At 60.4% G+C, this 14462-nt stretch carries 12 protein-coding genes; 7 read left to right on the top strand and 5 right to left on the bottom strand.

Features of this window, described 5'->3' with window-relative positions; translation table 11 throughout:
- Positions 1–504 precede the first annotated feature (504 nt).
- A complete protein-coding gene (locus GGQ67_RS00625; RefSeq protein WP_183898251.1) occupies positions 505–3294 on the top strand; it encodes a bifunctional aconitate hydratase 2/2-methylisocitrate dehydratase in 2790 nt (929 codons plus the stop codon).
- A 134-nt stretch (positions 3295–3428) separates the two neighbouring features.
- Here GGQ67_RS00625 and GGQ67_RS00620 read toward each other — a convergent pair whose 3' ends face one another.
- From GGQ67_RS00620 to GGQ67_RS00600, 5 genes are all read right to left on the bottom strand, one after another.
- Positions 3429–3683, bottom strand: coding sequence for a helix-turn-helix domain-containing protein (locus GGQ67_RS00620; protein ID WP_183898250.1), 255 nt, complete (start codon positions 3681–3683; stop codon positions 3429–3431).
- Positions 3684–3806: 123 nt separating this feature from the next.
- On the bottom strand, positions 3807–4172 hold the full coding sequence (locus GGQ67_RS00615; RefSeq protein ID WP_183898249.1) for a hypothetical protein: 366 nt from the start codon (positions 4170–4172) through the stop codon (positions 3807–3809).
- Between the two features lie 67 nt (positions 4173–4239).
- On the bottom strand, positions 4240–5079 hold the full coding sequence (locus GGQ67_RS00610; RefSeq protein WP_183898248.1) for a TIGR01459 family HAD-type hydrolase: 840 nt from the start codon (positions 5077–5079) through the stop codon (positions 4240–4242).
- Positions 5072–6349, bottom strand: coding sequence for an FGGY-family carbohydrate kinase (locus GGQ67_RS00605; RefSeq protein WP_343056440.1), 1278 nt, complete (start codon positions 6347–6349; stop codon positions 5072–5074). Before GGQ67_RS00605 ends, GGQ67_RS00610 begins: the two co-directional genes overlap by 8 nt.
- Positions 6346–7512: a class II aldolase/adducin family protein gene (locus GGQ67_RS00600; RefSeq protein WP_246400054.1), complete on the bottom strand. Its 1167-nt coding sequence runs from the start codon at positions 7510–7512 to the stop codon at positions 6346–6348. Before GGQ67_RS00600 ends, GGQ67_RS00605 begins: the two co-directional genes overlap by 4 nt.
- Positions 7513–7607: 95 nt before the next feature.
- Between GGQ67_RS00600 and GGQ67_RS00595 the strand changes: the two genes are divergently transcribed.
- The 6 genes from GGQ67_RS00595 to GGQ67_RS00570 all read left to right on the top strand — a co-directional run bounded on the left by GGQ67_RS00595 (position 7608) and on the right by GGQ67_RS00570 (position 14321).
- Complete coding sequence (locus tag GGQ67_RS00595) at positions 7608–8384, top strand: DeoR/GlpR family DNA-binding transcription regulator (RefSeq protein WP_183898247.1); 777 nt, start codon at positions 7608–7610, stop codon at positions 8382–8384.
- Positions 8384–9784, top strand: coding sequence for an FGGY-family carbohydrate kinase (locus tag GGQ67_RS00590; RefSeq protein WP_183898246.1), 1401 nt, complete (start codon positions 8384–8386; stop codon positions 9782–9784). The genes GGQ67_RS00595 and GGQ67_RS00590 overlap by 1 nt, the downstream gene beginning before the upstream one ends.
- Entirely contained in the window at positions 9781–11325 is a 1545-nt protein-coding gene (locus GGQ67_RS00585) for a sugar ABC transporter ATP-binding protein (RefSeq protein WP_183898245.1), read from the top strand. The genes GGQ67_RS00590 and GGQ67_RS00585 overlap by 4 nt, the downstream gene beginning before the upstream one ends.
- A 31-nt stretch (positions 11326–11356) precedes the next feature.
- Positions 11357–12340, top strand: a complete 984-nt coding sequence (locus GGQ67_RS00580; RefSeq protein ID WP_183898244.1) for an ABC transporter permease subunit — start codon at positions 11357–11359, stop codon at positions 12338–12340.
- Between the two features lie 65 nt (positions 12341–12405).
- Complete coding sequence (locus tag GGQ67_RS00575; RefSeq protein ID WP_183898243.1) at positions 12406–13344, top strand: ABC transporter substrate-binding protein; 939 nt, start codon at positions 12406–12408, stop codon at positions 13342–13344.
- 77 nt (positions 13345–13421) lie between these two features.
- Positions 13422–14321: a sugar phosphate isomerase/epimerase family protein gene (locus tag GGQ67_RS00570; RefSeq protein ID WP_183898242.1), complete on the top strand. Its 900-nt coding sequence runs from the start codon at positions 13422–13424 to the stop codon at positions 14319–14321.
- The last annotated feature ends 141 nt before the right edge of the window (positions 14322–14462 follow it).

The raw sequence follows: 14462 nt of genomic DNA, 5'->3' as shown, positions 1-14462 counted from the left end.
GATGTTTAAGTACGAAACGTAACGACTAGCCCGACGCGGCGGGCAGTCGCTGGAGGGTCGACGGATGAATGGATTGGAAGCCAATGTGGAAGCCGACGGAACAAGGCCGTGGCGGCAACAGCGCATTTTCCGCCATATGGGGCGGCTGGCCATGCTGTGATGGAATAGTGGACATCATGTTCACCCGGTTGAAGTTACCCTGCCACAATCGTTCACAGTGTTGAAAAGATGGTTAACGACAGGCCTTCAAGCCTATGAAAAATTTGGCTTACCGATGTCATCAGCGGTTGCGTTCCGCTCACGGTTTCCGTTCGGTGCGTTGGTGGCGAGCCATCAAAAGCGCGCGGTTATCGATCGAAGGTAATATTTTTTTTGCTGAAGTACGGTATCTGCGCTGATGGCCTTGGTTGACACGCACGAAAGCTGTAAGACCTCGGCTGATGAACACTGCCGTTCGGTGGCGCTGCGCGTCGGCGCCCCACAGACCATGACGTTGGGATTGCGATGAACCTTTACCTGGAATACCTGGCCGAGATTAAAAGCAGAGAAACTCAAGGGCTCGCCCCCAAGCCGATCGATGACGGCGCGCTGACTGGCGAAATCATTGCCCTGATCGAGGATGCCGGTAGCGAATACCGCGCCGATGCTTTGAAATTCTTCATCTACAACACGCTGCCGGGCACGACGAGTGCTGCCGGCGTCAAGGCCGCCTTCCTCAAGAAGATCATTCTTGGAGACGTCACCGTCCCGGAAATTACGCCGAAATTCGCCCTCGAGCTGCTGTCGCACATGAAGGGCGGCCCCTCGGTCGAGGTGCTGCTCGACGTAGCCCTCGGCAGTGACGCCGAGATTGCCTGTCAGGCCGGCGACGTGCTGAAGACCCAGGTCTTCCTCTACGACGCCGACATGTTCCGCCTGCGCGATGCCTACAAGGCCGGTAATGCCGTTGCCAAGGACGTTCTCGAGAGCTACGCCAAGGCGGAGTTCTTCACCAAGCTTCCCGATGTCGACGACGAGATCAAGGTCGTGACCTTCATCGCCGCCGAAGGCGACATCTCGACCGACCTTCTTTCTCCCGGCAACCAGGCGCATTCGCGCTCTGACCGTGAGCTGCACGGCCAGTGCATGATCACGCCAGAGGCGCAGGCCGAGATCGTCGCGCTTCAGAAGCAGCACCCGGACAAACGGGTGATGATGATCGCCGAAAAGGGCACGATGGGCGTCGGCTCCTCGCGCATGTCCGGCGTCAACAACGTGGCGCTGTGGACCGGCAAGCAGGCCAGCCCCTACGTTCCCTTCGTCAATTTCGCGCCAGTCGTCGCCGGCACCAACGGCATCTCGCCGATCTTCGCGACCACCGTCGACGTCACCGGCGGCATCGGCCTCAACCTGAAGAACTGGGTCAAGAAGCTCGACGAAAACGGCAAGCCGATCCTCAACAACGAAGGTAACCCGATCCTCGACCAGAAGTTCTCGGTCGAAACCGGCACCGTGCTGAAGATCGACGCGAAGAACAAGAAGCTGCGCGATGAAGCCGGCAACGAACTGGTCGATGTCGCCTCTTCCTTCACGCCGCAGAAGATGGAGTTCATGAAGGCCGGCTCGTCCTACGCCATCGTCTTCGGCAAGAAGCTCCAGACCTTTGCCGCGCAGACGCTCGGTGTCGAAGCAACACCGGTCTTCGCGCCGAACAAGGAAATCGCCATCGACGGCCAGGGCCTGACCGCGGTCGAGAAGATCTTCAACCGCAACGCGGTCGGCGTCACGCCTGGCAAGGTGCTGCATGCCGGCTCCGACGTTCGCGTCAAGGTCAACATCGTCGGCTCCCAGGACACCACCGGCCTGATGACCGCGCAGGAACTGGAAGCGATGGCGGCAACCGTCATTTCGCCGCTGGTCGACGGCGCCTATCAGTCGGGTTGCCACACGGCATCCGTCTGGGACAAGAAGGCCCAGGCCAACATTCCGAAGCTCATGTCCTTCATGAACAACTTCGGCGTCATCACCGCCCGCGATCCCAAGGGCGTCTATCACTCGATGACCGACGTCATCCACAAGGTGCTGAACGACATCACCGTGGATGACTGGGACATCATCATCGGCGGCGACAGCCATACGCGCATGTCCAAGGGCGTTGCCTTTGGTGCCGACAGTGGCACCGTGGCGCTGGCGCTTGCCACCGGCGAAGCCACCATGCCGATCCCGCAGTCGGTCAAGGTCACCTTCAAGGGCACGATGCAGCCCTACATGGACTTCCGCGACGTGGTCCACGCCACCCAGGCGCAGATGCTCAAGCAGCACGGCGACAACGTGTTCCAGGGCCGCATCATCGAAGTCCACATCGGCACGCTGCTCGCCGACCAGGCCTTCACCTTCACCGACTGGACGGCAGAAATGAAGGCCAAGGCCTCCATCTGCATTTCGGAAGACGAGACCCTGATCGAGAGCCTCGAGATTGCCAAGTCGCGCATGCAGATCATGATCGACAAGGGCATGGACAACGAGGCTGGGACGCTGAAGGGCCTGATCGCCAAGGCCGATCGCCGCATCGCCGAAATCCGTTCGGGTGAGAAGCCGGCGCTGACGCCTGACGACAACGCGAAGTATTTCGCGGAAGTCGTCGTCGATCTCGACCTTATCGACGAGCCGATGATCGCCGACCCAGACGTCAACAACGCCGACGTCTCGCGCCGCTACACCCACGACACGATCCGCCCGGTCTCCTACTATGGCGGCACCAAGAAGGTGGATCTCGGCTTCGTTGGCTCATGCATGGTGCACAAGGGCGACATGAAGATCGTGGCGCAGATGCTGAAGAACATCGAGAAGAACGAGGGCAAGGTCGAGTTCAAGGCGCCGCTCGTGGTCGCAGCACCGACCTACAACATCATCGACGAGCTGAAGGCCGAAGGCGACTGGGAAATCCTCCAGAAGTATTCGGGCTTCGAATTCGACGACGTGAAGCCGAAGACATCGAACCGCACCGAGTATGAGAACATTCTCTATCTCGAGCGTCCGGGCTGCAACCTGTGCATGGGCAACCAGGAAAAGGCCGAGAAGGGCGACACCGTTCTCGCCACCTCGACCCGCCTGTTCCAGGGGCGCGTCGTTGAAGATACGGCGGAAAAGAAGGGCGAGTCGCTGCTCGCCTCCACGCCGCTGGTCGTGCTCTCGGCGATCCTCGGCCGCACGCCGAGCATCGAAGAGTATCGCGTGGCCGTCGAAGGCATCAACCTGACGAAGTTCACGCCCCCGAAGACGACGCCGATCGACAGCCGGTCCGTCCACTACTAAGGCAGTGATCCGACAAAAACGCCCCTCAATGCGATCCATTGAGGGGCGTCTTCTATTTTTGAACGACGTTCCTTTCGAGAGACGCCGGATGGGCAGCCGCCTTTCGGGGCCGAAACGAGGCTGTCGAGCTCGAATTAGGCAGCGACGGACGGGGACAGCGAAGTCGCGGTCATCCCCAGCGCCTTTGCAATCCGCGTCACGAGCCGCTGATCTCCCTCATGGCCGGACTCGACCTTGGCAATTTCCGTTTCCGTCAAACCACAAGTCACGGCCACTTGTTCGATGCTGTAGCCAGCCAGGTGCCTTGCCGCGCGCACCGCTTCGCCAAGATCGGTGGTCAGAGATGTGGGAACGTTCGAATCCTCGATATTGCCGTAGGATCGTGACATGTGCGCTTCTCCAGATGTGTCTACTTTCGGACACAATTTAGATGCTGCGCTAACAATTGCAATGCCATTGAATTCACTATTCGTTGTATGGAATAGTTCACTCCGTTGCCCAGTCGGCCTATTTCAGCTTGCGGTCTTTTGAGAGTTCTGAGCCTGCGCACCTTCGGTGTGCTGAAGAAGGAAGACGGCCTCGCCGAAAATCTCTCGCCGCCGTTGGTGGCGAAGCTTGTAAGCGCGCTCCTTGTCGTCCGCCCTGATGTCGAGTGGCGAGGCCGACGCTTCGTTCTCCACCATGTCGATCAGCAGATTGCGCATGACGGCATTCATCTCCCGGATCTCCTGCATTTCCGTCAAAATCGGCGATGCGCGCAGCTTGCGAGCGATGGCCTCATCAATTTTCTTCTCGGCGAGGCGCGTTCTCGCCGCAAGATAGCGCATGACGGAAAACGCACACAAAGCGATACAGAGCACGATGATGATCGACGTCATTGGCAGCCTCCTGATGCCATGTAGATCGTGGTTCGCGGCGGCAATTTCAATATTCGCCGGCGATGCGTCAGAAACAGAACCTGTCCAGTACATAGTTTGCATGGGCGGACGATTGTTCAGACAGCCTCGCGAGCTCTTTTTCGTCTTTGTCGGCCAGGATTCCGGTGCGTACCAGCACGGAGGCCAGTCCGGCGGTGTTCGCGCCGAGGATGTCGTGCTCGATGCTGTCTCCGATGCAAACGACACGACGCGGATCTTCTACCCCGGCAACGCGCAGAGCATGCCGATAGATTTCTGGAAACGGCTTGCCAAGCCAAGCCACTTTGCCGCCCATTTCCTCGTAAAGCCTGGCAATGCTTCCGGCTCCCGGTGCGACCCGCCCCTCATGCAGCTTGTGGATGTCCGGGTTGGTGCAATAGCAGGGAGCCCGGCTCTCGGCTGCCGGCCGGAGCATCTCGCGGTACTCCTCCATCGGGATGCGCTCGGCTTCGCTGCCGGAAATGATGATGACATCGGCGTCGCGCGCGGTGTCTATCGACACCAGTCCCAGGCGGTCCGCCAGATTGCGATCGCCGCCGCTGGAAACGGTGAAACAGCGGCCGTGTTTGGCGACACTCCACTGCGCGCGCGAAAGAGTTTCGAACGCGACATCGCCCGAAGTGATGAAGTGTTGGAAGCTGGTCGGCGCGAAGCCGAGTTTGATCAGTCGTTCGGCGTTGTATTGGCCACTTCGCCCGGAATTCGAAAGGATTACGATTTGCTTTTTTAGCGCCGCCAGCTGAGACAAGGCGGATATGGCGCCGTCATAGGGTCCGACGTCATCGCGGAGCACGCCGAACTGATCGACGAAGAAGACATCATAGGCTCGCGCCAAGGCCGCCAGATCGGTGTGAACAGTATCAGACATCGTTGCCTCGATTGGCCAGAACCAGCGTCGCTGTCCCCACGGCAGCCTCAACCGACTTCGCGGGCAGTGGCTCGACGCCCATCGCACGCGCTCTCATGGTTGTCCATACCGGGTTGCGCGCGCCGCCGCCGACCGTACGCAGGCTTCTCAGCCGCGGTGAGCCAAGTTCGTGCAGACGTTGGTAACCCAGCCGCTCGATGTCCGTCATCCCCTCCAGTAGCGCCTGCAGGAAGACGGCGTCGTCGGCGGGCCTTGGATCGAGCCTTGGCGGGTGCTGCGGATCGTTGATCGGGAAACGCTCTCCCTCCCGCAGGAGAGGATAAAACCCCAGCCCGAGCGGACGGTCCGGATCGATCCTACGTGTGAGATAGTCCAGGCGGTCATCTCCGATCAAAGCACGCAGGACGTTGCCACCGCTGTTCGATGCCCCGCCGACCAGCCAGAAATCACCGACGCGGTGCGAGTAGATTCCGTACTCCGGTGCATTGATGGGGTTTCTGGACGCCAGCTTCAGCACGATCGTGGACCCGAGTGCCGTCACGGCGTCGCCGACGGCGGAGGCGCCGGTCGCCAGGAACGACGCGCAGCCATCCGTGGTGCCGGCGTGATACCAAGCTGTTTCTGGCAACCCAAGCTCGCGAAGATATCCTGAAACGCGCGCAATCTTCGCGCCGGCGCGGTGGATACAAGGAAGCTTCGAGATATCCATGCCCGCCGCTTCGATCCATGTCGGCCAGTCCCGCGCGTCGAGATCAAACCCCGACTTGAGTGCGTTGTTCTCGTCGCCAGGACGCCCGGGGCATCCCAGTTTCATGAGAATCCAGTCCGCCTGATGTACGACCGCATCGACGCCATGCCCATGCGACAGGTGAATGGCGCGGGCTAAACCCGAATTCGCGCCGACTGCCGTCGCGCCTGTTGGCGCGTGCTTCGAGATGCGTGTGACGATGGCTGTATCGGGGCACGGCTCATTGTACATGAGCACCGATCCAGTCGCTTCGCCGGAGGCGTCCAACGAAAGGACAGTGCCGGAGGTTCCATCGACGGCGATACCCTCGACCGCACCGAGATCGGTTGTCGCGGCGAGATGTTCGATCGCCTCCTTCACCCTCAGCCACCAGAAAGCCGGCTGGCGCAGTTCGTCACTGGACCTGAACGGCGCGGCGGTGAACGCCACGGTGTTGCCATCGGCATCGATCGCGGCCGCGCGCGCGCCCGACGTCCCGATGTCGATGCCGAGGGCAGCGGCTCGTCGTGGATGCGCGATCACGCGGTCTGCCTCGCCGACCCGCGATCGAGCGCCTGGCGATATTGCTCGGCCTCCCAATGCGTCAGCTCGTATTCGTCTTCCTCGGACAAGTATACGACCTTGCTTCCATCAGGAATGCGGCCAACGACCTCGGCAAGGCAACGCGCCATAACCTCGCCGCCAGCAGTCAGCGAACTCGACAACAGGACGCCCTTGTCGGGAACAATCAACATTTTGGGAGGCGCCCGTCCCGCGTCGTGCAGCGCGGCCTGGAAGTCCTCCGCGCTTTGACCTTCCGACAGAACGCCGATCTCGGTTCCGAGGAAGATGACGTGGTCGGGATACAGCGAACCGCCCAATGCGAGCTTCCGGTTGATTTCGGACAAGGCGACGGCGTGACTTGCGGGGTCTCGCGCGGGATGGAAGCCGGACCCTTCGGCAATCTTTTCAAGTGCCGCGACATCCGCCTTGATCGTCTCGCGAGTCCCGCAAGACAGCGCTTTCGTGACACGTTCGATCCTGTCGGCGACCTGTTCGAGAGTGTCGCCGCATACGATGATGCCGTGATTGAACAGGATCAGAACATCCGGTCGGGCCGCCGCGGCTTTTTCGATCTCGCCCGCCAGTGGTGTTCCAGGGCGTCGGTAGGGGATGGTCACCCATGTCAGCTCCGGAACTGTGCTCATTCGAGCGGCGAGCTCGCTGTCGCGGCTTTCGAGCACGGCAAGGGCGATCGCGTTGACACAGTGGTAGTGAGCGACAACGGGACTGTTGAGTGCCGCATGAAAGCTCGTTTCGATCGAGGGTCTCAGCCCACTCGAGTTCAACGCGCTGACGATGAAATCCGTGGATTTTTCCGCGCGCGAGTCCCCTTCGCGCAACGCGGACACGAGTGGATCGACAACCACCGGCACCATGATGTCTTCGGCCTCGGCCTTCGCGAGCCAGGTGCCCGACGCCTTCACCCACATGACACCGTCCTGCTTAAAGGAAGTGTTCCCACCGGCGCCTTGGGTTTTCAGGATGTCGTTTCCGATTTCGCTCGAAAGCCGCAGGAACCCCTTGAACACGTCGGTTCCCCTCAGGTCTGGTTTGCCCATGAATGCCTCCTCCCGCTTATTGACGCCCATTGGATGAGCGAACTCTGGCGCAATCATATAAATGTGATTGAATATCGTCAACAATGAAGATTTTCGATCTTTCTCTGTTGCGGATCGCGATTTCGTGTGATTATAGTTTGTCATAGACGTTAGGGAGAAGCGTCAGTGGAGGTCAATAGTTGAACGATTCCGATCGCCATCGCCTGATTACGGAGATGCTTCAAGAGAGGCCCTTCGCATCCGTGCGCGACCTCCAGGAGCGGCTCGGTGTTTCTCCCGCCACCATTCGGCGTGACATCGACAAGCTCGATGAGATCGGCGTCGCCCGAAAAGTCTACGGCGGCATTTCTGCGAACGAAACCTCCGCCTCGGGCCGCCTCTCGGCGCGTCCATACGATGAAAACCGCGATATCGCGGTCGATGCCAAGCGTGCGATTGCGGAGAAGGCGGCGAGCCTTGTGCGGGACGGAGATTCGATCATCGTCCATGCGGGGTCGACATGTTATCAGCTTGGGCTGCAGCTGGCCCGGCGTAATGTCCGGCTCTATACCAATTCCATGCCTCTCGCCGCATATCTCGGCGAACACGGCACCTGTAGTCTGATTTTGGCTGGCGGCGTTCTCTACAGGGAGCCCGGCATCATTCACGATGCATCGGCTGGCGCCCCTGATTTCTTCGCGTCTCGCTTTTTCCTCGGCACGCAAGGGATCAGCGGTGAGGGGCTCCTGGAGTCGCATCCGCTGCTGACGAAGGCGATCGGTGAGCTGAGCAGCTGCGCGGACGAGATCGTCTTGCTGGCGGATAGCCGGAAGCTGTCGATCCAACCTCGCAACGTCGTCCTGCCGCTTTCTCGTATCGGGACGATCGTCACCGACGATGGCCTGTCGGATGCCGGTGCGAAAATGCTCGAGGACGCTGGCATCACGATCATGATCGCAACGGTCGGGGGGCAATGATGACGTCCCGAAACGCCGTCGCTGTCTTCGATCTGGGCAAGACGAACTCGAAACTCTTCGTGTTCGGCGCTGACGGATCGATTCTCGCGCAAACCCGGACCAAGCCGCAATGGGTCGAGCACGACGGAATTCGTGTCCTCGATGACGAAGCGCTGTTCGAGTGGATGACGGATACATTGCGTCAGGCCGTCGATGATTACGCGGTGGGCCACGTGATGTTCTCCGGACATGGGTGCACCTTCGCGCTTGTCGGCGGCGATCACCTGACGCATCCGATTCTCGATTATGAGCAAGATCCGCCAGAGGCGCTTGCGCCGCACGTCGACATGCTGGCGCCTGTATTCAGCGAGACATACTCGCCCAAGCTGCCGCTCGGCTTCAATTATGGCCGGCATATCCTGTGGTTGGAAACGACCAGGCCCGACAGTCTGTCCAAGGCTGACGCGATCCTCGCATATCCGCAATTCTGGTCATGGAAGTTCTCCGGCCGCAAGGTGTCTGAAGTCTCCTACATCGGTTGCCATTCTCATCTCTGGGCGCCGCTCAAGCAGGATTTCAGCAGCCTGGTCGATGGTCAGGGCTGGCGGGCGAAAATGCCGGAGTTCGCGCGTGCGGGCGCTGTGATCGGAAGCTGGAGGGGGTCGGAGGGCAAAAGCGCGGATGTCAAAGTCCACAACGGTGTCCATGACAGCAACTCGGCGCTCTACTACTACCGCTCGCTGGGATTTGACGATTTCACGCTCGTATCGACCGGCACCTGGGTGGTCATCTTCAATTCGGCTTGCCCGCTGGATGCGCTGGACGAGCATCGCGACATGCTGGCTAACGTTACCGTGGATGGAAAGCCTGCTCCTACGATCCGCTTCATGGGCGGCAGGGAATACGATCTGGCGGGCGGCGGATGGACCAAGCCGGTCAGCCTCGAGGCTCTATCAAGGGTGATCGCAAAGGGTGTCTTCGGTCTCCCATCCTTCGCACCGGGCGGCCCCATGCAGGGGGTCGAGGGTCGCTTCGTGGGGCCACAGGTCGAGGGCGAGGAGCGGGCCGCCGCCGCACTCCTCTACGTCGTCATGATGACGGACCTGTCTCTCGATCTGATCAGGTCCGAGCATTCGATCGTCATCGACGGCGGACTGGTGAAAACTGGTTTGTTTGCCGAGCTTCTCGCCGAACTGCGTCCTACGCAGGAAGTCTATTCAAGCACGACCGCGGAGGGGAGTGCGTTCGGCGCGGCGGCGCTGGTCTTTGAAACCGTCGGACAATCCCCTTTCGAAAACGAAACGAAGCGGGCAACGCCATTGCCGCTTTTTGGGCTCCGCGCCTATCGCCAGGCCTGGAGGTCGTTGGCCGAGATCGAAGAGCCGGATGTCGCGCGGCCACGCAAGGAGTTCCACGCATGACGACCGCAGGAACCGTCGAGCACGTACCCGTTCTCGAGATGCGCAACATCAGCAAGACTTTCGGAAGCACCCGGGCGCTCACCAATGTATCGCTCACGGTTTACCCGGGAGAGGTCCACGCGCTGATGGGGGAAAACGGTGCCGGCAAATCGACACTGATGAAAGTCCTGTCCGGCGCCTACATAGCCGACCCGGGAGGTGCGGTTCTCGTGGAGGGCAGGCCGATCGTGGCGGGGGATCCGATCAAGGCGAAGGCAAACGGAATTTCCGTCATCTATCAGGAATTGTCGCTCGCTCCTAATCTGACCGTCGCCCAGAACATGTTTCTCGGAGCCGAGCCGTCCCGTTATGGCGTTGTGGATAAGGCGGAAGCGCGTAGCCGTGTCGAGCCGATCCTCAAGCAACTCGGCATTTCCTTCGGCCCTTCGCAGATTGTGGCCGCCCTCTCCCTGGGCGAGCGCCAGATGGTGGAGATCGCGCGTGCTCTGACAACCAACGCGAAAATCATCGTGATGGACGAACCGACGACCTCGCTGACGTCAAGGGAGACGGAACGTCTGTTCGAGGTGATCGCCGGGCTGAAGGCGCGGGGGATCGCGATCATCTATATCAGCCACCGCATGGAAGAGATTTACGCGCTTGCCGACCGTGTGAGCGTTCTGCGCGACAGTGCCTATGTCGGCACGCTCGAGCGCGAAGACCTGTCCGCCGAGAAGCTGGTGGCGATGATGGTGGGACGCGATCTGTCGTCATTTTACAAGAAGGAACACCGCGCACCGCTTCAGGCGGCCAAGACGGTCCTGGCCGTCCGGGATATGGGAGACGGCCGTCGCGTTCACGGCTGCTCATTCGATGCAAAGGCCGGCGAGGTCCTGGGTATCGCCGGTCTCGTCGGCTCTGGCCGGACAGAACTCGCACGCCTGATCTTCGGTGCGGACGGGAAGACGTCGGGGACAGTGGCCCTCGACGGAAAAGAACTGGTCATCGGCGGGCCGCGCGACGCCATGGATGCGGGCATTGCCTACCTCACCGAGGACCGGAAGGGGCTCGGACTCTTTCTCGATATGACGATCAACGAGAACATCAATATCGGCGTTATCGGCAAGGACGCGGCGCGCGGCGGCATATTGAATTTCGCGGCGGCAAAAGAGCGGGCGAGCCGGGCTATCAAGGCGCTCTCCATTCGCACCCTCAGCGCCAGCATCAATGTCGGAGCGTTGTCCGGCGGCAACCAGCAGAAGGCCTTGATCGCGCGTCTTCTCGAGACCAAGCCCAGGGTGATCATCTTGGACGAGCCAACGCGCGGCGTCGATGTTGGTGCCAAGTCGGAAATCTACCGGATCATCGACGAACTCGCGCAGAGCGGCATCGCGATCGTGGTGATTTCAAGCGATCTTCCTGAGATCATCGGCATCGCGGACCGTGTCCTTGTCATGCGCGAAGGCCGCATTGCGGGCGAGGTCCAGGCGACGCCGGAGCATCCGATAAGCCAGGAGGCCGTCATGGCCTTTTCCACGGGATCGGCATCGAAAGTAGCCTGAAGCCTGAAACCATAGACGACGGGATTATACCATGACCTCGACATCGACCGACCAGACAAACGTCAGCAAGGCAAAATTCAGGTCGACATTGACCGCGCTTGGGATGCTGCCGGTGCTTGTCATCCTGGCGATCGGCTTTCACCTTCTCAGCGGTCGCTTCCTGAGTGTCAACAATCTGTCGATCGTCACCCAGCAAGCCTCGATCAACACCGTGCTTGCCGCGGGAATGACCTTCGTCATCCTGACCGGCGGCATCGACTTGTCGGTCGGCTCGATCCTGGCGGCCTCGGCGATGGTTGGCGTCATCGTTTCGCTCTATCCTGAGATCGGCATGCTGGGCATCCCGGCGGCAATTGGCGTCGGCCTCGCCTGCGGCGTGGTCAACGGGGTCATCATTTCCTTCCTCAAGCTGCCGCCGTTCATCGTGACGCTCGGCTCGCTGACGGCGATGCGCGGCATAGCCCGTCTCCTCGGCAATGACACGACGGTCTTCAACGCCGACCTTCCGTTCGATTTCATCGGCAACGGCTCCCTCTTCGGCATCCCGTGGCTCGCGATCATCGCGCTCGCCACCATTGTCATCTCCTGGTTCATCCTGAAGCGAACCGTGCTCGGGACGTGGATCTACGCGGTAGGCGGCAATGTCGAGGCGGCACGACTGACGGGCATCAAGGTGCCTCTCGTCCTGCTCTTTGTCTATTCGATGTCGGGGCTTCTGGCCGGCGTCGGCGGCGTGATGTCGGCGGCGCGCCTTTATGCGGCAAACGGGCTGCAACTGGGGCAGGCTTACGAACTCGATGCGATCGCGGCGGTCATCCTTGGCGGTACCAGCTTCGTCGGCGGTGTCGGGTCGATATGGGGAACGCTGATCGGGGCTCTCATTATCGCCGTGCTGTCAAACGGTCTCATCCTCGTCGGTGTCTCCGACATCTGGCAGTACATCATCAAGGGGCTTGTCATCATCGTCGCCGTGGCGCTCGACCGCTACAGGCTGAAAGGGCTTAGCCGCACATGACGTGCGGCTCAAGAAACCGGGTTTACCGGATCACGGGCGCGGGGAGCGCCAAAATGGAGGAAAGTATGCGTCTGTTTTCTAAACTGCTCGTCGGTACCGCACTCGCGGCGGCCATTGCAATGCCCGCTACTGCCAAGGACCTCCAGAAGATCGGCATTTCGGTCGGTCTTCTCGGAAACCCCTTCTTCGTCGCGACGATCAAGGGCATCGAGGACCGCGCCAAGGAGATCAATCCGAACGTCCAGGTGACCTCCGTTTCAGCGGACTACGACCTCAACAAGCAGGTCTCGCAGATGGACAGCTTCGTCGCCGCCGGCGTCGATATCATCATGCTCAACGCGGTGGACGCGAAGGCAATCGCCCCCGCGGTAAAGAAGGCCCAGGCCGCCGGCGTGATCGTAGCGGCGTTCGACGTCTCCGCGCCGGGTGCCGACGTCACCGTCATGACAAACAACATCAAGGCCGGCGAGGAAGCCTGCAAGTACATCGTCGATCAGCTCAAGGGCAAGGGCGACGTCGTCATCATCAACGGCCCGGCTTCGTCCTCGATCATCGACCGCGTTCAGGGTTGCAAGAACGTCCTGAGCAAGAGCCCGGACATCAAGATCCTGTCCGACGACCAGAACGCGCAGGGCTCGCGCGACGGTGGTCTCGCTGTCATGCAAGGCTTGCTGACCCGCTTCGACAAGATCGATGCGGTCTTCGCGATCAACGATCCGACGGCGATCGGTGCGGAGCTGGCGGCCAAGCAGCTGAACCGCAACGAGTTCTTCTTCACCGCCGTTGACGGCGCGCCGGATATCGAAAAGTCGCTTGCCAGCGGCAACTCGATGATCAAGGCGTCGGCATCCCAGGACCCTTACACGATGGCGGGCGACTCGCTGAAGATGGCGGTCGACCTATTCAATGGCACGAAGCCAGCCGAAGCTACGGTTCTTCTCGATCCTCAGCTGATCACGGCTGATAACATCAAGGACTACAAGGGCTGGACCGCGGCTCGCTAAAGTCTCCTCCCGGTGCTCCGTCGGAACCTTCGGGTTTCGGCGGGGCTCATTCCGCAAGAAATCAGGAAATTGATGTCATGTCCAAAATCGGCGTCCACTCGTTTGTCTGGAGTGCAGGGTCTTCGAAGGACGAGATCGAAAGGACCCTTGCGCGGTCTCACGAACTCGGCTTCAAACTGGTTGAGTTCTCCTATCTGGATCCGGAGCAGGTCGACGTTAAATGGCTTGCGTCCCGCATTCGGGAACTTGGACTGGATGTCGCCGTCAGCATGGGGCTGCCGGCGGATGGCGATATCTCCAGCGATGACCCGTCGGTTGTCGCCAATGGCGAAGCGATCCTAGACCGCGCCGTGGCACTGGTTCGCGATCTCGGCGGCTCAAAGCTCGCGGGCATCTTGAGTTCGGCCCACGGCAAGCAGGAACATGCGCTGTCGCGAAAAGGTTGGGACCAAAGCGTCGGCACGCTTTCGAAGGTCGCGGACCGTGCAAAGGCTGCGGGCGTGACGCTGAACCTCGAAATCGTCAATCGTTTCGAGAGCAACATGCTCAACACCGCGGCTCAAGGACTGGCCTATATTCGCGACACGGGCGCTTCGAACGTCTTCCTGCATCTGGACACCTTCCACATGAACATCGAGGAGGCGGATGTCGGCCTCGCGATCCGAAACGCTTCTGACAAGATCGGCTATGTCCACATTGGTGAAAGCCATCGCGGCTATCTCGGAACCGGTAACATCGATTTCGCTTCGATCTTCGACGCTCTCGTCGCGATCGGGTGGAACGACTTCGTCACGTTCGAGTCGTTTTCGACGACCATTGTCGACAAGGACCTTTCGCTGAAAACCGCTATCTGGCGAAATCTCTGGCAAGACAATGTCGCGCTCGCAAAACATGCGCGTACATTTATCGAACTTGGTATGGAAACGGCGCGGCTGAAGGCCGATCTGGTGAAGGCGGCCCACTTGCCGACGGCCTAAGCGCATTTCGAGATTCATGTCCGGCGGTGTTTCATGCCGCCGGCAAACCCGGCGCCGTTCGCTATCCCCCAGGAACAAGGGCTTTATGGGATAGTACACCGGCTTCCCGCCGACGCATGAGACCCTGTGATCCTCACTTGG

The organism is Rhizobium metallidurans (genome assembly GCF_014196505.1).
Lineage (GTDB): Bacteria > Pseudomonadota > Alphaproteobacteria > Rhizobiales > Rhizobiaceae > Rhizobium > Rhizobium metallidurans.
This window is presented reverse-complemented; position numbering and strand designations above follow the sequence as displayed.

Coding starts and splice junctions, on each gene's coding strand:
- GGQ67_RS00580 (WP_183898244.1), top strand. CDS start 11,357: ATGACCTCGACATCGACCGACCAGACAAACGTCAGCAAGGCAAAATTC.
- GGQ67_RS00620 (WP_183898250.1), bottom strand. CDS start 3,683: ATGTCACGATCCTACGGCAATATCGAGGATTCGAACGTTCCCACATCT.
- GGQ67_RS00590 (WP_183898246.1), top strand. CDS start 8,384: ATGACGTCCCGAAACGCCGTCGCTGTCTTCGATCTGGGCAAGACGAAC.
- GGQ67_RS00585 (WP_183898245.1), top strand. CDS start 9,781: ATGACGACCGCAGGAACCGTCGAGCACGTACCCGTTCTCGAGATGCGC.
- GGQ67_RS00610 (WP_183898248.1), bottom strand. CDS start 5,079: ATGTCTGATACTGTTCACACCGATCTGGCGGCCTTGGCGCGAGCCTAT.
- GGQ67_RS00570 (WP_183898242.1), top strand. CDS start 13,422: ATGTCCAAAATCGGCGTCCACTCGTTTGTCTGGAGTGCAGGGTCTTCG.
- GGQ67_RS00625 (WP_183898251.1), top strand. CDS start 505: ATGAACCTTTACCTGGAATACCTGGCCGAGATTAAAAGCAGAGAAACT.
- GGQ67_RS00575 (WP_183898243.1), top strand. CDS start 12,406: ATGCGTCTGTTTTCTAAACTGCTCGTCGGTACCGCACTCGCGGCGGCC.
- GGQ67_RS00615 (WP_183898249.1), bottom strand. CDS start 4,172: ATGACGTCGATCATCATCGTGCTCTGTATCGCTTTGTGTGCGTTTTCC.